Consider the following 19,554-nt stretch of genomic DNA (forward strand, 5'->3'; position numbering starts at 1 on the left):
AGTAAATTTTATCTTAGGGTGAAATTTACTGCTTATTTTTTGCGAGATAGAAATAAATTAGGAACGATATATGAAAGAAGGACAATCAAGTCGTACGGCTGAGGCGGCAGCGGCATTACGTGCGAACCACTTTCAACATGCAGAAAATCCAGTATTTTCAGATCCATTTGCATTTGAGCTGACCAGCAAAGGTTGGAAAAAGCTCCTCACGACGTCACTTACTATTAAAGTGATGAATTCTCCTGTATTTAACCGAACACTGGGTCTATTGACAGGACAAGTTGTAGGGCGTTCGAGTTATGCTGAAGATCAATTGTATGAAGCAATTGAACGTGACGTAAAACAGTATGTATTAGTCGGTGCAGGCTTAGATTCATTTATTTTGAGACAAGCTCAACATTATCCATCGTTAAAAATTTTTGAGGTTGACCATCCTGATACACAAGCAGCCAAACAAAAAAAACTAAAAGAATTTGGTGAGATTCCTGCCAATGTAGAGTTCGTCTCTATTGATTTTGAAAAGGAGTCAATCGCTGATGCTCTAGCACGTAGTGGCTTTCAGCAGGATCAACCCGCATTTTACTCATGGTTAGGTACGACGCATTACCTTGAGCCTCAAACTACACTCAAAACTTTGGAAAGTATTGCTAATTTTGCTGCGAAAGGAAGTGAAGTGGTCTTAGATTATTCCATTGATTATCGAGAGTTAGCGGGTATTGAACGTTTTGGGAGTCTATTTGTCTCACAATTTACTCGCTTTTTAAAAGAACCTTTAAAAGGACAGTTTAGACCGAAAGACTTACATAAATCTGTGGAGAATATGGGCTATATCGTAGCTGAAGATCTATCTGGGGATGGATTAAGTGAAAGGTATTTTTATAAGCGCCCTGATCATATCCGTCACACCAGTGCGACACACATGCTGTATTTACGATTAATGAAATAAGTGATTAAAAATTTCTTCTAACTCAAAAGAGCCTTGGGTTAGAAGTTCTATTCTATATAAAAATATAATGTGGCCTAAATTGATTCTATGTTAAAGCTATGATGTTGATTTATAAAATGCATAAAAATCAGTGTTGTTAAACTGAGCGTTTCGAGTATATTGCTAAAATACGTATGTGAAATGAAAAAAAGCAATTGGAAGGCTATATGTATATTGATCTAAATAGCGACTTAGGTGAGAGCTATGGCTCATGGAAAATGGGCAATGATGAACAGATTCTTCCGATTGTCAGTAGTGCGAATATTGCCTGCGGTTTCCATGCAGGTGATCCACAAAGTATCCTAAAAACATTAAAACAAGCTGCTCAATTCAATGTATCTGTTGGGGCACATGTCTCGTATCCCGATCTTGTCGGTTTTGGCCGTCGTAATATGGATGTTGCTTATGATGAGTTATTTGCTGATGTGTTATATCAAATTTCAGCGTTGCAAGGCTTAGCTAAAATTGCAGGAACAGCGGTTCGTTATGTAAAACCACATGGCGCACTTTATAACACCATTGCAACTAATTTGAATCAGGCTCAAGCAGTTATCGATGCATTACTTGCTTATGACGCTTCCTTGGTATTAGTTGCTTTAGCAGGCTCACCTTTAATTGAGTTTGCGCGTCAACAAGGTGTTAATGTCGTTTCAGAGGCATTTGCAGATCGTGCCTATCATCGTGATGGTAGATTAGTATCTCGTCGCCAAGATGGAGCTGTTTTACATGATACCGATCAAATTGCACAACGAGTATTAGACATGATTCAAAAGGGTGGAGTCATGTCTATTGAAGGTGTATTTACACCAATTCAAGCGGATACGGTTTGTTTACATGGTGATACATTAGGTGCAGTGGAAATTGCGAAGGTGATAAAACAGACCCTAACTCAGCATCAAATTCAAGTACGTTCTTTTACTGACCCAATGGCATAAATGAGAGCTGATATGAGATTTCTATCGGTCAATGCAAATGCTTTTTTAATTGAATTTACAAGCTTACAAGATACGATGGCTGCATATCGAACACTACAACATGCACAACATCCCTATATTCGAGAGCTTGTTCCAGCTGCACGGACGATTTTGGTTTATTTTGATTCTATATTTATCAATTCACAGACCCTAATTAAGTGGATTTGCTCACTGAAAATATTAGATGATGCGGTACTTATTGGTAAAGAATTGGTTATTCCAGTGCGTTATAACGGTGAGGATATTGAGCATGTTGCAGATCTTGTTGGGTTAAGTATTTCTGAGCTTATTTACAAACATAGCCAAACCTTATGGCGTGCTGCGTTCATTGGTTTTGCACCAGGCTTTGCTTATTTAGTGAGTGGTGAGCCTCCCTTTGGAAGCATTCCGCGCTTGGCTTCACCCCGTAAAAAAATTACTTCAGGTTCAGTCGGCTTGGCGGGTGAATATAGTGGTGTTTATCCTAAAGATAGTCCTGGTGGATGGCAACTGATTGGGAAAACTGATCTGAAAATGTGGGATGTTCAACGAGAGCAACCTGCTTTGTTGCTGCCGAATGATGAAGTAATTTTCAAAGATGTTACACATCAACCTACACAAATCTCTGTTCCAAATATCTCCTCATTACCTAAAAATCAATCTACTGAAAGTGAAGCAGTTTTACGTGTAAAAAAAGTTGGTTTACAGGTGCTTATACAGGATGTTGGCCGCCTAAACATGGCAGAAATGGGCGTAGGTAGAGCTGGTGCAATGGATCAGACTTCTTTTCAAAGTGCCAATTTAGCTGTAGGCAATCCTCAGAATGTCGCTGCCTTGGAAATACTCAATGGTGGCCTTGTTCTCAGTATTTTAAAACCTACAGTGATTGCTGTTACTGGCGCTGATGCGGAACTTTCGGTGCAATATGCACAGGGAGAAAAAGTTAGAGTCTCTCTATACCAACCGATTGCACTTGATCAGGGGGATGAGGTTTATTTGGCAGTCCCTAAAACTGGGGTGAGAAATTATCTTGCAGTGCGGGGTGGCTTAGCGGTTGAAAACATTCTAGGAAGTGCTAGTTATGACAGTTTGGCTGAGTTAGGGGCATTACCTTTAAAGATTGGCGATGAGCTTGCATCGACACAATTGAAAACTCATTCTGTGGATTTGAGCCAGAGCTCTATCGCTATGCCAAAACAGGGTGATGTGATTGTGATAGATCTCCATTTAGGGCCAAGAACGGATTGGTTTAAAACTTCTAGTTTGGAGTTACTTTTCCAACAAAAATGGCTCGTAACTACAGAAAGCAATCGGATTGGCTTGAGGCTGCATGGGGAACATGCTTTGCAACGAGAAATTGAGCATGAACTTCCTAGTGAAGGGTGTAGCATCGGTGCTTTGCAAATCCCCCCAAATGGTCAGCCTGTTTTGTTTATGCGTGACCATCCGATTACAGGAGGGTATCCCGTCATCGCGACAGTAGCTGCTTATCATCTCGATTTAGTTGCACAAATTCCTTCATGCAGTTTCATCCAGTTCCGCAAAATCACAGAATTTATGGACATCCAAGATCATGAAAAATAAACAACATAAATTACTGATTGCCAATCGAGGTGAGATTGCGGTTCGCATTATTCAAGCATCTAAAGATTTGGGTATTCATTCCGTTGCGGTATATGCAGATGATGATATACACAGCTTACACGTTAAACTCGCAGACGAAGCATGGGCATTGTCTGGTGTAACTGCGAAAGAAACCTATCTTGATATAGATAAAATGCTAGCAATAGCAAAAAAATCACAAACGACCATGATTCATCCTGGTTATGGCTTTTTGTCTGAGCGTGCAGAATTTGCACAAGCTGTAATAGATGCAGGTTTGATTTGGATCGGCCCATCACCTGAGTCAATTCAAAAACTCGGCGATAAAATTGAAGCGCGAAAAATCGCCCAATCAGTCGGTGCGCCACTGGTGCATGGTACAGCACAACCACTTCAATCAGCAGATGAAGCCATTGAGTTCGCGAAAGCATATGGTCTTCCGATTGCAATTAAGGCAGCTTATGGTGGAGGTGGGCGTGGATTAAAAGTGGTTTGGCATTTAGAGGATGTTGCTCGCTCGTATGAGTCAGCTGTACGTGAAGCTCAGGCAGCATTTGGGCGGGGTGAGTGCTTTGTTGAACAATATTTAGATCGACCGCGCCATATTGAAGCGCAAGTCATTGCTGATCAACATGGTAATGTTGTGGTGGTGGGAACTCGCGATTGTTCCTTACAGCGCCGTAATCAAAAATTGGTTGAAGAAGCACCAGCGCCGTTTCTTGGTCGGCAGATAGAGCAACAGCTACAGCAAGCATCGATTGATATCTGTAGAGCTGCTTCCTATGTAGGCGCGGGTACTGTGGAGTATTTATTAAGCCAAGATGGCAAGCTTTCATTTTTAGAGGTAAATACGCGTTTACAAGTGGAGCATCCTGTCACTGAGCAAACAACTGACGTGGATTTAGTTGTTGAGCAAATCAACATTGCGTTAGGTGCAACATTATCGATTGTTGAAATGCCAAAAGCTCAAGGACACGCAATTGAATTTCGGATTAATGCAGAAGATCCAGCAAGAGGCTTCATTCCTTCATTTGGTCAAATAACTCGTTTTAATCCGCCATCAGGCATTGGTATTCGTCTTGATACTGGAGTTGAGACAGGTAACGCTGTTTCAAGCCAATTTGATTCATTAATGGCAAAACTAATCGTGACTGGCGCAACCAGAGATATTGCAATTCAACGTGCCAAAAGGGCATTAGAACAGTTTGAAATTGAAGGGGTTGCTTCTGTATTGCCATTTCATCAATTGATCTTGTCTGAGCCAGATTTTGTGAAAGAGTTCAAGGTGCATACGCGTTGGATTGAGCAAGCAGACCATTTGCAATATCCAACTCAAGAGCGGGCGAGGATAACATCATCCTCTATGTTGCAACGACATGATATTGAGATTGATGGGAAAATACATCAAATAGGCTTGCCAACATCATTATTTAATTTAACAGCTGCACCACAAATCCATAAGTCGGAAGAAACTTTTCAGACTCACCAAGAAAATGATGTTTTAGCACCCATCAGCGGTGTCGTAATGCAGTGGAAAGTTACTGAAAATACATCAGTAAAGGAGGGTGATGTAATAGGGGTGATGGAAGCAATGAAAATGGAAGTGCAGATTATTGCCCATCGAACTGGTCTAATCTGTAACTTGGTACAGCCTAATAAAACTGTAACTGCGGATGAAAGAATTGCTGAAATAAATTAGCCATTAAGATCAATGTTGAACTTAATGGCTTCAGTATTAATATTAGATTAGCGACGGTTATACACTGCTAAAGCAGCAGGTAAGTTCTTGCGCATATCGTTAATACGTTGTTCATTTGATGGGTGAGTTGATAAGAATGATGAACCACTTGCACCGTCATTGCGAGCCATTTTTTCCCACAACGTAATTGCCGAATTTGGGTTGTAACCCGCTTTAGCCATCAACATCAAGCCACCATAATCGGCACGGCTTTCGAGATTACGCGAATAAGGTAAACCAACACCGACTTGACTGCCTAGATCGATAGCAGCAGAACCGAGGCTACCAATACTGTCACCTGCATATGATTTGCCAATTCCAATGGCAAGATTAGTAAGTGCTTGCGCACCAATTTTACTTTTTGCATGTTCTTCGAGTGCATGGGTCATTTCATGTCCCATGATCGCTGCAATCTCATCATTTGTCAGATTTAGTTTATTGACAATACCTGTATAGAAAACAACTTTACCCCCTGGGGCAACATAAGCATTTACAGTATCTGATTTTAATACTGCAAGTTGCCAATCAAATCGTTGACCTGTTTGGTTCATTTGATCTGCGTAAGGCTTTAAACGTAAAAACACAACATTAATACGTTTGTATGTGCTTGAGCTAGTATCAAGCTGATTCTTCGAACGTGCTTCTTGTGTCATTTTAGCAAAGCTTTGTGCTGACTGAGCATTTAAAGTTGCACTATCTGCACCCGCCATATCGGCAAAAGAAGCGCAACCTGAGATAGTCATTACAGTTGCGGCACAAAGGCTTAAAGCCAATTTTTTCATACTTATTTGCTCCAAATCAGTATCTTATGAGTTTCATCGTAATATTGTAAATTATAAAAAATGTTGGAGGCGCTTTACATTCTGAATATCTCTATAATCATTGTAATTATGTAATCAAATTTCTGTGAATTTATAATTATCTGTACTAAACAATAAAAATTAAAGCCAGTGAAGAACACTGGCTTTGTTGAGTATCACAACGTTAGTAAGATTTATTCTTCGTCGTCAAACTCATCTTCAGAAAAGCTATTCTCTTCTAAAGAAGTATCAAAAATTAAAATAGCTTTACCATCTGTTTGAATCATGCCTTGATCTTCAAGTGTTTTAAGTACACGACCAACCATTTCACGAGAACAACCAACGATACGGCCGATTTCTTGACGCGTAATACGAATCTGACGACCATTCGGTAGGATCATTGCCTCAGGTTGAGCAGATAAGTCAATTAAACAGCGAGCAATACGTCCAGAAACATCAATAAATGCAAGGTCTGTTACTTTACGTGTCGTGTTTTTGAGACGACGAACAAGCTGAGCAAATACCGCATAACTTAAATCAGGGTATTGTTTGCTTAGCTCATGGAAGTTGTCATATGAAATTTCTGCAATTTCACAAACGTCACGAGTGCGTACTTCTGCGGTACGTTGTGGATTCTTTTCAAAAAGACCCATCTCACCAAAGAAATCACCAGGGTTTAAGTATGCAACCACGATCTCACGTTCATCATCTTCACGTAAGATAATTGACACTGAACCTTTTAATATTAAATACAGTGATTTTGATTCCATTCCAGCGTCAATAATCGTGGTGCGTTTAGGGTATCTGTTAATATGAGCACGTTTTAGCAGAGCTTTAACTGATTCAGGTAACTGACCTGGAGATAAAGCATCAGTGCTAAGTTGTGAAAAATTTGAAGTCATGCTTAAAATTTCCGAATTTGGATAAAACCGATCGCACAGACCCTTAAAAGAGCCTTTTCTACACAGAAGAGATGAAATTCCTTATCAACTCATTTTATGTTAGTGTACAAGAACAGAGTAAATTTATAACGTTTTTTGGGTAGTTGCAATGCAAACAAGTGTACATTGGTTAGAGAATGTTGCTTTTGAGGCAAAATCGGAAAGTGGCCACACTGTGGTTATGGATGGTTCTGCTGAATATGGGGGTGAAAACCGTGGCCCACGTCCTATGGAGTTGATTTTAATGGGACTTGGTGGTTGTGCTTCGTTTGATATTGTGACTATTTTAAAGAAATCTCGCCAAGATGTGACGAATGTCGTATGTCAGCTTAAAGCAGAAAGAGCTGATTCAATTCCAGCCGTGTTTACCAAAATCCATTTACACTTCGTTGTAACAGGAAAATCTGTAAAAGAGAAGCAGGTTGAAAAGGCTGTCGAACTTTCAGCTGAAAAATACTGCTCTGCGAGCAAAATGCTTTCTGATGGCGGTGTTGAAATTACACATGACTTCGAAATTATTGAAGCTGCTTAATACTTTATTGTTAAGTTTTTCTAAAAAGTGATCTATTAAATAGATCACTTTTTTTATGCTTATTTTAAAAATAATTGAGGATCTACACGCGCATTATTTAAGCTCATTCCCCAATGTAAATGCGGTCCTGTTACACGTCCCGTCTTGCCGACCAAGCCTAAAACTTCACCTTGAGTAATATGTTGACCTTTTTCAACATTAATTTTACTCAAATGGCAAAACATACTAATTAAGCCTTGGCCATGATCAATCAAGACTGTATTACCATTAAAGAAATAATTGCCAGTCCCTACAACTACACCATCTGCTGGTGCAACGACTTTTTGCCCAATCGGCGCTGGAATGTCTAGACCTGAATGTGGTGCACGTTCTTCACCATTAAAAAAACGTTTACGACCAAAAGAGTTGCTAAATTTTCCAGAAGTAGGTCTGATGAAATTTGGGAATTGTGTCCATGAACTCTGACTGAAAGAACTGTAAATATCATTTTGTTCTTTTGCCTCACGCGCGTAGCGGTCTAGTTGCTCCTGATTTGGATTGACATAGTCTTTATTTTTAACATTTAAGCGTTGTTCCGCGTATCGATAAGGTTTGATTTCAATCTGAATAGGATTCTTGTTGGTATTAAGAGTTAGTGTTCCAACTTGAGCAGAGAGAGGAATACCAAACACAGCATAAGGTTGTTCATTCTCCTTACTGATGAGTACCGCTTTACCTTTATAAGAGACTTGAGAGATGTCTTTTGATAAAGGGATCACTGCAATGCCACCAGCACGACGAGAGTCTTGAGGAAGTTGAGCAAAAAGTAACTGAATCGGAATCATACATGTTGCTGCGAGAATAATTTTTTTAAAGTACATCATCATCTTTTTTAGTTTGTAGCAAAACAATAAGCTAAAACCTTATTGATTAAAGAACAAGAATGGTTTTGTGCGAATATGCAAAGACTGAAAAATTATACAAAATATACTTGAAATAGATTGTTTATATACCCATATTATTACTGAGTTTTATATGAGTAAAATATTTTAAAACTTTGAAAAATATATAAAATTTATTTGAAATTTAAAAAATAGTTCCCATCTAAGTGTTAAGTTAAAAATTTGTTGTGAGGAATAACAAGAATGCGTTTTGAAAAATTTACAAACCGCTTACAGCAAGCACTCTCTGATGCACAATCTTTGGCAATGGGTAAAGATCATACTGCGATTGCAGGTATTCATATTCTGTCGACTTTACTTGAAGAACCAGCCAATCTAAGTTTGTTGCAACAATCAGGTGCTCGTTTACCAGAGCTGAAGCAAAAACTTGAACAGGCATTGCAAAATGCCCCGACTATAGCAAATCCAACGGGTGATATTAATCTAAATCCTGAAGCGGTAAAGGCGCTGAATTTAGCTGACCGCTATGCACAGAAAGCAGGTGATGAGTTTCTATCGACAGATTGGGTGATGTTAGGGTTGGCTGAAACTGGTGAAACCAAAACGATATTGAACAGTGTTGGTGTAACGCCAGAAAGCTTACGTAAAGTAATTGAAAATATTCGAGGAAATGACAAAGTCATGAGCAATAATCATGAAGATCAACGTGACTCATTGAATAAATATACGATTGATTTAACTGAGCGCGCACTTGCAGGAAAGCTTGACCCAGTGATTGGTCGCGATGATGAAATTCGCCGCACGATTCAGGTGTTATCTCGTCGTACCAAAAATAATCCTGTCTTAATTGGTGAACCTGGTGTGGGTAAAACTGCGATCGTTGAAGGTTTAGCGCAACGTATCATTAATGGTGAAGTTCCTGAAAGTTTGAAGAATAAGCGTGTGTTGTCTTTGGATTTGGGTTCATTACTTGCAGGTGCAAAATATCGTGGTGAATTTGAAGAGCGCCTAAAAGCTGTCCTCAAAGATCTTGCAAAACATGAAGGGGAAATCATTCTGTTCATCGATGAGTTACATACACTCGTAGGTGCAGGTAAAGGCGATGGTGCGATGGACGCAGGTAATATGTTGAAACCCGCCTTGGCACGTGGTGAATTACGCTGTGTCGGTGCAACGACTTTAGATGAATACCGTCAATATATTGAGAAAGATGCAGCGCTTGAACGTCGATTCCAAAAAGTGTTGGTCGATGAGCCAAGTGTTGAAGATACCATTGCCATTTTGCGTGGGCTAAAAGAGAAGTATGCAACCCATCATGGAGTGCAGATTTTAGACTCGGCAATTATTGCTGCTGCAAAAATGTCACATCGATATATTACAGACCGTCAGTTACCCGATAAGGCGATTGATTTGATCGATGAAGCAGCATCGCGTATCAAAATGGAAATTGATTCCAAGCCAGAAGCTTTAGATAAATTGGATCGCCGCTTGATTCAGTTAAAAATGCAACTTGAAGCAGTGAAAAAAGATGAGGATTCGGGCAGTAAGGCTGAAGTCAATCATCTTGAACAGCAAATTGCTGAAAAGCAAAAAGAGTACAATGATCTTGAAGAAATTTGGAAAGCTGAAAAAACACTGGTTGAAGGTGATAAAAAAGCACAAGTTGAGCTGGATCAAGCACGTGGTGCATTAGAAAAGGCAAAACGTGAAGGTGATTTGGCTGAAGCTGCACGTTTACAATACGGCGTGATTCCAGAGTTACAAAAGCGTTTGGAACAAGCAGAAGTTGCTGAGGAAAACGAAGAACCTAAACTGATTCGTACCAAAGTGACTGAGAACGAAATTGCCGAAGTGGTGAGTGCTGCTACAGGTATTCCTGTGTCTAAGATGTTGCAAGGTGAGCGTGAGAAACTGCTTAATATGGAAGAGTTCTTACATAACCGAGTTGTCGGTCAGGATGAGGCTGTCGTTGCTGTATCAAATGCAGTACGCCGTTCGCGTGCAGGTTTATCTGATCCAAATCGTCCAAGTGGTTCTTTCTTATTTCTTGGGCCAACAGGTGTCGGTAAAACTGAGTTAACCAAAGCATTAGCGAACTTCTTATTTGATAGTGATGATGCCATGATCCGTATCGATATGTCGGAATTTATGGAAAAACATTCTGTGAGCCGCTTAGTTGGTGCTCCTCCGGGTTACGTCGGCTATGAGGAAGGCGGTGTCTTAACTGAAGCAGTACGCCGTAAACCATATAGTGTGGTGTTGTTTGATGAAGTCGAAAAAGCACATCCTGATGTATTCAATATCTTACTACAAGTATTGGATGATGGGCGTTTAACGGATTCACAAGGTCGTGTTGTCGACTTTAAAAATACGGTTATTGTCATGACTTCGAACCTAGGTTCACAAGATGTACGTGAATTAGGTGAGGGTGCAACTGATGATGAAGTAAGAGCTGTTGTGATGAATGCAGTTGGTCAGCACTTCCGTCCTGAGTTTGTTAACCGTATAGATGAGTTAGTGGTTTTCCATTCGCTCCAAAAAGCACAGATTCGTGGAATCGCTGATATTCAGTTAGATCGTTTACGTTCTCGCTTGAGTGATCGCGATATGGGCTTAACTGTAGATGATACAGCCTTTGATCTATTAATTGATGCTGGTTTTGATCCTGTATATGGTGCTCGCCCACTTAAACGTGCGATTCAGCAACAGGTAGAGAACAGCTTAGCTCAGAAAATTCTAGCGGCTGAGTTCCAACCAGGCGATAACATCTTGATTAAAGGTGAAAATGGTCATCTTGTTTTCGATAAAATGAAACTGAGTTAAGTTTAAATTTTATCGAATGGATAAAAAGATGGTGATGAAAGTCACCATCTTTTTTTATAGACATGCAATTTATCTGATTTTTTCTGGAATATTACCAATGACATTGCGATTTTGTGAAAAGGTTGGTAGTTTCGAAACAAATAAGAAAAAAATTCAGGATGAATTGGAATGGAAAATAAGCAACATTATTACACAGGTATCGGTGTGATTTTGTTCATGGCTGTCTTGCCATCTATAGGGTGGTCTGCTCAAGCAATGACGGAAGGGAGTTTGGCTCTTCAGACTGCATTACTGAATAATGCGTTACCAAGTATCATCCAAAAAGCACAACAAGACGCGCTTAAACCAGAAGAAGAGCGTTGGAGAGCACAACGACTCATGAGTGATCGTAATCTGCGTGAAATTCAGATTAGCATGTTAGCTGATGGTGCTTTATCTCCTTATCAAGAGGCGAAAAAAACTTCTGTTTTAGACGTTCGAGAAAAGAGAAAAGCAACCATGAAACCTCATGATGTGCCTTCTGATCGCTATGTTATTTATGAGTTTGAATCACCTAATATTAAAAGATATAACGTAACTATTAAGTGATCCAAAGTTAAAATTTATGACATTCCTAAGTGTTGGATTTTCCAAGCACGGTGGATTTTTTGATTACGTTTAAAGTCTAAACCAATTGTTTCAGACGTAATTTCTTCAACTTTATAGAGTGCTTCGATTTCTTCATCTAACTCAAAACCACGATAGTTGTTTGAGAAATAGAGTGTGCCATCACTTGTTAAGCGATTCATTGCTCGTTTAAGGAGAGAGACATGATCACGCTGCACATCAAAAGTTCCATAGAACTTTTTTGAATTTGAGAAAGTTGGTGGATCAATAAAAATTAAGTCGTATTGTTCATGACCTTCTTTTAGCCATTCAAAACAATCACTTGCAAAGAACATATGTTGTTCATCTGCATGGTCTACGGTTAAACCATTTAAAACAAAGTTTTCTTTTGACCAACCGAGGTAGGTGTTTGATAAGTCGACACTTGTTGTGCTTGCTGCACCGCCAAGCGCAGCATGTAAGCTTGCGGTTGATGTATAGCTATATAAATTCAAGAAATGTTTGCCACGAGCTTCTTTAGCAATTCTCAAACGAATTTGACGGTGATCCAAGAATAAACCTGTATCTAGATAATCGGTCAGATTCACCAAGATACGTGCATTGCCTTCCTGCACGATAAAACGCTTTGATGCGGTACTTTGCTTAGTGTATTGATTTGTTCCAGCTTGTCGGGCACGCGTTTTAATAAAGATGGCATCACGATTTAGACCTGTGACTGCGCGGATTGCAGCAAGACCAAGGTTAAAACGTTTTTTTGCTTTCTCTGGATCAATTTTCTTAGGTGGCGCATATTCTTGAACATGTAGCTTATCGCCATATAAATCAACTGCTAGATTAAAATCTGGCAAATCTGCATCATATAAACGTAAACAGTAAACATTTTCTTTAACAGCCCATTTTTTCAAAGCTTGCATATTTTTCTGCAAACGATTGGTAAAGTCTTCAGCACCTTCGATTGGGTCAAATTGTTGCGGCTGCCAATTTGCCAAGAATGGTTGTGTGACAGTCGCAGGCTTCACTGTGCCAAAACGAATGTAAATTGGTAACTTACCATTCATCAAACGTAGGGTTTGCGGGTCATTAAAAGCAAGTACATCTGCTTGTTCAACTTGTGCGGCAATAATTGCAGCACGTTGATTTGGGAAATTCTTTTGTAAAAGGGCAGAAAGACCTAGATATAAAGAACGATTAGATGCTTTATCTCCTAGACGCTCACCATAAGGAGGATTCGTTACGATAAATGCTTTTTTACCGTCAGCATGGAAATCATCCCAATCAGCTAAAGTACGTTCTTCAATCTGGATTTGATCAAGAAGTTTTTCAAAGCCAGCAGCAATGATATTTTGACGCGTTGCTTTGACCGCTTCCCAATCAGCATCGTAAGCATAAAATTTAGGTAATGGTTGTTCTAATGCTTTTTCATGACGTTCTGCGGCTTCAGCTTTCAGTGATAACCATAATTCACGATCATGTCCATGCCAGCCATTAAAACCAAAACGACGGACTAAACCAGGCGCACGATCTGTCAAGATCAATAAAGACTCAATAATAAATGTGCCTGAACCACACATTGGGTCAAGAATAATATCCGGCTGATATTGGCTGAGTTGTGCTTTTTGTAAGATTGCAGCAGCTAAGTTTTCTTTAATTGGTGCATCTGTCATATAGCGACGATAGCCGCGTTTATGCAAAGAATCACCAGATAAGTCTAAGCAATAGGTATGTTCTGTTTTACCAGCTAAAACATATAATGTAATTTCAGGTTGTTTAATATCAATACTTGGTCGCTTACCAACTGCTTCCATAAATGAATCAACAACGCCGTCTTTTACACGTAAAGTGGCGAATTGGGTATTTACTTTAATCTCACGTTCGACGTGTAAACGAACTGCAAAGGTACTTTGTGGAGCAAAAATAAGTGACCAATCAAAGCTGATTGCACCTTCATAGAGTTCTTCAGCTACATCTCGTGCATCATGGGTAAATTCGAGTTCATGCGTATGAATAGGTAACAGCACACGAGATGCAAGACGTGACCACATGCAAACGCGATAAGCATTTTCGAGAGTGCCTTTAAATACTAAACGTCCAGCAAAGCGTTGGATATTTTGAATGCCTAAATCTTCGAGTTCTTGTTGTAATAAGGTTTCAAGCCCGTCTGCACAGGTCACCCAATAGTCTGTTAGACGTGGTTTAGCGTTCATTCAAATTTCCAAAGCAATTCAGCAATCGGCTATTTTAACTGATTTTTGTTTGTTCTGTCGGTGCATATTTGTGTGATTGTCAGCTTTATCATCAATTAAACACCATTATTTTATCAATGAAATGATGAATCACTGAAATTAGATTATGTGACCATAGTCATTTTTTCTCATTATTTTTAATTATTGGTACATATTTTGCTTTTTAGTTTGCAGATTATCAGTGAGTTATTTAATTCAAAGCTGATGAAACTTAAGAATTTTAATTGAATGGCTGTGGGGTTGTTATGAAAGAGAACATGAATAGTGAAGTGCTAGTAAATGCTGAAGCTTTTGCAATTGCAACGCAAATGTATGTACGTTTAAGACGTGTATGTGGACGTGTAATTGATGTGATGTATCTCGTGAATAATAAAGATTATGCAAAGCATATTGTTGATATCGCTTTATCGACTGAAGATGAAGAGTTAGAAAAACAAGTGACACGTTTGCGCCCATTAATTGATTTGTATCCTGAACCAGCTGTAGTGATCGAAGAGTCGAAAGTTGAGACTAAAAAACAAAAAGAAGTACAGCAAGAAACATATTCGATGGATGTGACAGCAGAGGAAATTTATCAAGCGCAAGTTCACCATCACTATATTGGTGCATTAAGGTAAATTATAAGTCATTAAAAAATAGGAAATTAAAAGGATGTAGTACTGATGTTTACATCCTTATCCTTCTTTTAGAATATTTAGATATGGATTAATATTCAGAATTGATGCTCTCATGTTGAATAAAAATAAGGTCATGGAAAAGATCTAGAGATTTTACTTAAGTGCTGAAAAGTTCAACTGCGCATGAAATCCAAAATCTGTATAATGCGTTAACTTAACGTGTCAGGAATCTCTTATGCACTTGGCGGCATTGCATACTTTGAGTCAGATTCAACTCAATCAACAAGGAAATCTCAAGCACTTTTTAACTATTGAAGGCCTTTCCAAAGAAAGCCTCACTAAGATTTTAGATACAGCGCAAAGCTTTTTAGATGAAAATAATAATTTGATCAATCGTCCTTTATTAGAAGGACTAACGGTGATGAATCTTTTCTTTGAAAACTCAACTCGTACACGTACAACATTTGAGGCTGCGGCAAAACGTTTGTCAGCCAATGTCTTAAATATTGATATTGCACGTTCAAGTACCTCTAAAGGTGAAACGTTACGAGATACGCTTTGGAATTTAGAAGCGATGGCTGCGGATATTTTTGTGGTTCGTCATTCATCTTCTGGGGCAGCACATTTTATTGCTAAAGATGTTTGTCCTAATGTCGCAATCATTAATGCAGGCGATGGTCGACATGCACACCCGACTCAAGCCATGTTAGATATGTTGACAATTCGTCGTGAAACCAAGAAGCCATTTGAACAACTTTCTGTCGCAATTATTGGTGATATCAAACACTCGCGTGTTGCACGTTCAAACGTGGCGGCATTGCAAACACTCGGTTGCAAAGATATTCGCGTGATTGCACCGAACACTTTATTACCAGTTGGCTTCAATGAATATGGTGAGCATGTTCGTCTATTTAACAAAATGGATGAGGGTGTGACGGATTGCGACGTGATCATCGCGCTACGTATTCAGAATGAACGTATTGATTCTCCAGCATTGTCTTCACAATCTGAATTTTACAAGATGTATGGTTTAAATAAAGAACGTCTCGCTTTAGCTAAACCTGATTGTATTGTGATGCATCCTGGACCAATGAATCGCGGTGTAGAAATTGATTCAAGTGTTGCTGATGGTAATCAATCTGTGATTCTTAGACAGGTGACTAACGGTATTGCTGTACGTATGGCAGTACTGGCATTAGCAATGCAAGGACAGCTCCAAGAGCAAGGTTTAATTGAAGCGATTTCACTATAAAGGGTAGATCACATGAGTATTGTAAAAATTGAAAATGTCCGTGTGCTCGATCCGATTGAGAAGACTGATCAAGTGAAAACGGTTTATCTTGAAAATGGCAAGTTGATCAATGCTGTAGATCAAGTTGATGAAACGATTGATGGTCAAGATAAATGGTTAATGCCGACAATGGTCGATCTATGTGCACGTCTGCGTGAACCTGGCCAGCAACAACACGGAACCTTAAAGTCAGAAGGTAAAGCGGCACTCGCAAATGGTATTTTGCATGTCATAACACCACCAGATTCCAAGCCAATTGTTCAAGATAATGGTGCGCTCATTCATGGCTTAATTGAAAAAGCAAAACTGGATGGTGGTATTTATTTACAAATCATTGGTGCACAAACCCAAGGTTTAAATGGAAAACAACCTGCAAACATGGCGGGTTTAAAGAAGGGTGGTTGTACGGCTGTTTCAAATGCTAATGCTGCTTTTGAAAATGATGATGTTGTGATTCGTACATTAGAGTATGCAGCAGGTTTGGGTTTAACCGTAGTTTTCTATGCAGAAGAGCCACAAATTGCCAAAGATGGTTGTGCGCATGAGGGCTTTATTGCCTCACGTCAAGGTTTGCCAATGATTCCAGCAATTGCTGAAACAGTGGCAATTGCGAAGTATCTTTTAATGATTGAAGCAACCGGTGTGAAAGCACATTTTGGTTTGTTGTCTTGTGGTGCTTCTGTTGAGTTGATCCGCGCTGCAAAAAATAAAGGCTTACCTGTGACTGCTGATGTCGCAATGCATCAACTGCATTTAACCGAAGAGTTAACAGATGGCTTCAATTCACTTGCACATGTTCGTCCGCCATTACGCTCAATTCAAGATAAAGAGTTATTGCGTGAAGGTGTAAAAGACGGTGTGATTGATGCGATTTGTACACATCATGAACCATTAAGCAGTTCTGCGAAGATGGCACCGTTTGCTGAGACCCAATCTGGAATTACAGCTTTTGACACTTATGTTGGTTTAGGCATCCAGCTTATTCAAGAAGGTGTTTTTGAACCTTTAGAATGGGTTGAAAAAGTTACCTCTACTCCAGCAGCAGTGGCGAATATGACGGCACGCTGGCAGCAAGAATCTGGTTGGGTTTTAGTTGATCCTACGCTGACATGGACAGTTTCTAAAGACACGATTATTTCTCAAGGTAAAAATACACCATTACTCGGTCAGCAACTGACTGGTAAAGTGCTTAGTACCTTTGTATAAGTTTGTTTGGAACAAGGCAGAATAAGACTTATCGGCTTATTCTGCTTTGTAAACCAAAATATGAATATTGTATTCAAATGATATAAAAAACGAATAAAAACAAGATAATTAGCTACAATAAGAAAAACTTTAGAAGCTTTGAAACAATAATTAAATAAGCGGTCTAAATGGAAAATTATATTTATTGGAGCGATTACCATGTCGACAAATCCGATGGAATTGTTAAAGAAAAAAGTGACTTCCGAGCTTATTCAAGAGCAAGATGGTTTATCTAACGAAAAAAGTGCGTTGCTTTCTAAGTTTTATCCCATATTTTTATCTATCTTAACGGCTAAACCTGAATTTATTCAGAAGCTGAAAGAAATTATTATGCCTTCATTATCAGATTTACTTGGTCATAATGAGCAAATTAAAACGGTATTTTTAGCTAATATCTCAACAGCCAAACTTATTCCATTTGAAACTGAACAAATTATCAATAAAGCAATTCCAAAATGTTTAACAGCATTAACAAACGAAGCAGGAAATGATAGCGCTAGTATTTTGAAATATCTAAAACAACATAAAGATTCTATTCAGTCGCTATTACCTACTTGGGTAATGAGTTTGTTAACACCAGTTGGCTTGATCTTAAATCAACAAAATTTGAACACTGAATCAAATCATTCATCTGTTAACTTCGGTCGTAAGATGGGTATTTTTCCAATCATTGGCTTTTTGATTCTGGGTTTGCTAATCGTTTGGTTGTGGCAGTCTTGTCACCATCAGCAGCTCGAGGTTCCTGTAGATGATTTGGATGCATCTGTTGCTCAATAAGTATTTTGAACTTGGTGGAGGAAGTCTTTTTATTAAATTGGGAAATGTTGTATTCAATGTATAAATTATAAAAGCACAAATTGATTCGTCCGTTTTTTATTGGCATGCTTAGCTTTGTGCAAATAAAGATTCTAGATTGAGATGATGCGAATTACATTGATTGGTACTGGACGTGTGGCAAACCATTTGGCTTTAGTTTTAGAAAAAAAGCATAGAATTATTCAAGTTTTTAGTCGTGATAAGCAAAACGCACAAAACTTAGCAGATCGAGTAAATGCAGAAGCAATCAATCAAATAGAGCAGTTAAATAGCCAGACTGATCTAGTCATCATTGCTGTAAGTGATCAAGCAATTTCTGAGTTAATTAAGAACGTGTCTCAATATGTTCCAGATAGTCTAATTGTTCATACCTCTGGCAGTACGAGTTTATCAGTCCTTACTGAATCACATCTTCGAGCAGGGGTATTTTATCCATTACAAACATTTAGTTTTGAGCGAGAAGTCAACTGGTCTGATACACCTTTATTTGTTGAGGCGACGAACCTACAAGATCTAAACTTATTAAGTGATTTAGCAAATGAATTAAGCCATCGTGTTTATCAATATAGTTCTAAGCAGCGCCAAACATTGCATTTAGCTGCTGTGTTTGCTTGTAACTTTAGTAATTATTGTTATGACATGGCCAAACAAATTGTAGATGCCGAAAGCGTTGATTTTAATTTGTTATTCCCTTTGATTATGGAAACAGCAAATAAAGCAACGCAGAATGATCCTCAAAAAATGCAGACTGGACCAGCAATGCGTGGCGATCAAAATATATTAAGTATGCATCGTAATTTATTAATAAATGCGCATCGTGCTGATTTAGAAAATATTTATAAAATTATGAGTGATGGGATTTTTGAAAGGCAAAACAAATCTGATTAACGATAATTATACAAAATAGACAAATTAGTCTATTTTGTATAATATGCGCGAAATTTAAGTTAATATTAAATAACAAGAGATGTTGAATAATATATTTCGCGCATTAGATCAATTAGGCATTACTCCACAAAAACGTGCCATCCATATTCAATTTTCTAATCCCATATTAAATGCTCAGGTGTTTTTACAACGTATAGATGGTCAACATGAAATCAATAAAGGCATTCGTGCTGAACTGATTTGCTTATCTACTGATGCTACGATTCCATTAAAACAATTCATTGGTAGCAAAGTCGCAGTTGACCAAGTCACCGACTCAGGACAATTATTCCGTACCACAGGTATTATTACTCAGGCACTACAAGGCCAATCCGACGGCAGTTTAAGCCTCTATAAACTCACACTTGAAGATCCCACCACACTTTGGAAAAAACGCCGCAATAGCCGTGTGTTTATGAATAAAACTGTGGTTGATGTTGTCGAGAGTATCTTTAAAGAATGGCAACAAAAAAGCCCACTCTTCGCTGCGAGCCTAAGCCTTGATTTAAGTGGACTTAGTCAGAACTATGACATCCGTCCCTTTATCATGCAAC

General features: G+C 38.8%; 17 protein-coding genes. 13 read left to right on the forward strand and 4 right to left on the reverse strand.

Annotation, left to right across the window (positions count from 1 at the left end; genetic code table 11):
• Positions 1-70: 70 nt before the first annotated feature.
• The 4 genes from IO68_RS33370 (at position 71) to IO68_RS33385 (ending at position 5,239) form a co-directional block, all read left to right on the forward strand.
• Positions 71-946 carry a class I SAM-dependent methyltransferase gene (locus IO68_RS33370; protein ID WP_023014402.1) on the forward strand — a complete coding sequence of 292 codons (876 nt, stop codon included), beginning with the start codon at positions 71-73 and terminating at the stop codon, positions 944-946.
• A gap of 206 nt (positions 947-1,152) precedes the next feature.
• Complete coding sequence (locus IO68_RS33375; RefSeq protein ID WP_023014403.1) at positions 1,153-1,920, forward strand: LamB/YcsF family protein; 768 nt, start codon at positions 1,153-1,155, stop codon at positions 1,918-1,920.
• 12 nt (positions 1,921-1,932) lie between these two features.
• Positions 1,933-3,522: a 5-oxoprolinase/urea amidolyase family protein gene (locus IO68_RS33380; RefSeq protein WP_023014404.1), complete on the forward strand. Its 1,590-nt coding sequence runs from the start codon at positions 1,933-1,935 to the stop codon at positions 3,520-3,522.
• The gene (locus IO68_RS33385; RefSeq protein WP_023014405.1) at positions 3,512-5,239 is read left to right on the forward strand and encodes an acetyl/propionyl/methylcrotonyl-CoA carboxylase subunit alpha; all 1,728 of its coding nucleotides are present in this window, start codon (positions 3,512-3,514) and stop codon (positions 5,237-5,239) included. The genes IO68_RS33380 and IO68_RS33385 overlap by 11 nt, the downstream gene beginning before the upstream one ends.
• A gap of 47 nt (positions 5,240-5,286) precedes the next feature.
• On the opposite strand, the gene IO68_RS33390 is transcribed toward IO68_RS33385, so the two are convergent.
• Both IO68_RS33390 and crp read right to left on the reverse strand, forming a co-directional pair.
• Positions 5,287-6,060: a M48 family metallopeptidase gene (locus IO68_RS33390; protein ID WP_023014406.1), complete on the reverse strand. Its 774-nt coding sequence runs from the start codon at positions 6,058-6,060 to the stop codon at positions 5,287-5,289.
• A gap of 212 nt (positions 6,061-6,272) precedes the next feature.
• Positions 6,273-6,980, reverse strand: coding sequence for a cAMP-activated global transcriptional regulator CRP (gene crp / locus IO68_RS33395; RefSeq protein WP_004880197.1), 708 nt, complete (start codon positions 6,978-6,980; stop codon positions 6,273-6,275).
• A gap of 148 nt (positions 6,981-7,128) precedes the next feature.
• Here crp and IO68_RS33400 point away from each other — a divergent pair, with 148 nt between their 5' ends.
• Complete coding sequence (locus IO68_RS33400) at positions 7,129-7,551, forward strand: OsmC family protein (RefSeq protein ID WP_007482847.1); 423 nt, start codon at positions 7,129-7,131, stop codon at positions 7,549-7,551.
• Positions 7,552-7,610: 59 nt separating this feature from the next.
• Here the strand turns inward: IO68_RS33400 and IO68_RS33405 are convergent, their stop codons facing one another.
• The gene (locus IO68_RS33405; protein WP_161626794.1) at positions 7,611-8,411 is read right to left on the reverse strand and encodes a M23 family metallopeptidase; all 801 of its coding nucleotides are present in this window, start codon (positions 8,409-8,411) and stop codon (positions 7,611-7,613) included.
• A 264-nt stretch (positions 8,412-8,675) separates the two neighbouring features.
• On the opposite strand from IO68_RS33405, the gene clpB reads away from it, so the two are divergent.
• Both clpB and IO68_RS33415 read left to right on the forward strand, forming a co-directional pair.
• Positions 8,676-11,255, forward strand: a complete 2,580-nt coding sequence (gene clpB, locus IO68_RS33410) for an ATP-dependent chaperone ClpB (protein WP_023014408.1) — start codon at positions 8,676-8,678, stop codon at positions 11,253-11,255.
• Positions 11,256-11,423: 168 nt separating this feature from the next.
• Positions 11,424-11,843, forward strand: coding sequence for a hypothetical protein (locus IO68_RS33415; protein ID WP_023014409.1), 420 nt, complete (start codon positions 11,424-11,426; stop codon positions 11,841-11,843).
• A gap of 14 nt (positions 11,844-11,857) precedes the next feature.
• On the opposite strand, the gene rlmKL is transcribed toward IO68_RS33415, so the two are convergent.
• Positions 11,858-14,065: a bifunctional 23S rRNA (guanine(2069)-N(7))-methyltransferase RlmK/23S rRNA (guanine(2445)-N(2))-methyltransferase RlmL gene (gene rlmKL, locus IO68_RS33420; RefSeq protein ID WP_023014410.1), complete on the reverse strand. Its 2,208-nt coding sequence runs from the start codon at positions 14,063-14,065 to the stop codon at positions 11,858-11,860.
• Between the two features lie 284 nt (positions 14,066-14,349).
• Here rlmKL and IO68_RS33425 point away from each other — a divergent pair, with 284 nt between their 5' ends.
• The 6 genes from IO68_RS33425 to IO68_RS33450 form a co-directional block, all read left to right on the forward strand.
• Positions 14,350-14,721, forward strand: a complete 372-nt coding sequence (locus tag IO68_RS33425) for a hypothetical protein (protein ID WP_031234957.1) — start codon at positions 14,350-14,352, stop codon at positions 14,719-14,721.
• A 235-nt stretch (positions 14,722-14,956) separates the two neighbouring features.
• Entirely contained in the window at positions 14,957-15,973 is a 1,017-nt protein-coding gene (locus tag IO68_RS33430) for an aspartate carbamoyltransferase catalytic subunit (protein WP_019384776.1), read from the forward strand.
• A gap of 12 nt (positions 15,974-15,985) precedes the next feature.
• Positions 15,986-17,218: a dihydroorotase gene (locus IO68_RS33435; RefSeq protein ID WP_023014412.1), complete on the forward strand. Its 1,233-nt coding sequence runs from the start codon at positions 15,986-15,988 to the stop codon at positions 17,216-17,218.
• A 198-nt stretch (positions 17,219-17,416) separates the two neighbouring features.
• Positions 17,417-18,034, forward strand: coding sequence for a hypothetical protein (locus IO68_RS33440; RefSeq protein WP_023014413.1), 618 nt, complete (start codon positions 17,417-17,419; stop codon positions 18,032-18,034).
• A gap of 144 nt (positions 18,035-18,178) precedes the next feature.
• Positions 18,179-18,961, forward strand: a complete 783-nt coding sequence (locus tag IO68_RS33445; RefSeq protein ID WP_023014414.1) for a Rossmann-like and DUF2520 domain-containing protein — start codon at positions 18,179-18,181, stop codon at positions 18,959-18,961.
• Between the two features lie 79 nt (positions 18,962-19,040).
• A partial coding sequence (locus IO68_RS33450; protein WP_023014415.1) for a contractile injection system protein, VgrG/Pvc8 family occupies positions 19,041-19,554 on the forward strand: 514 nt, incomplete at its 3' end.

Origin of the sequence: Acinetobacter sp. COS3, assembly GCF_000475335.1 — a bacterium.
GTDB classification, from domain to species: domain Bacteria; phylum Pseudomonadota; class Gammaproteobacteria; order Pseudomonadales; family Moraxellaceae; genus Acinetobacter; species Acinetobacter venetianus.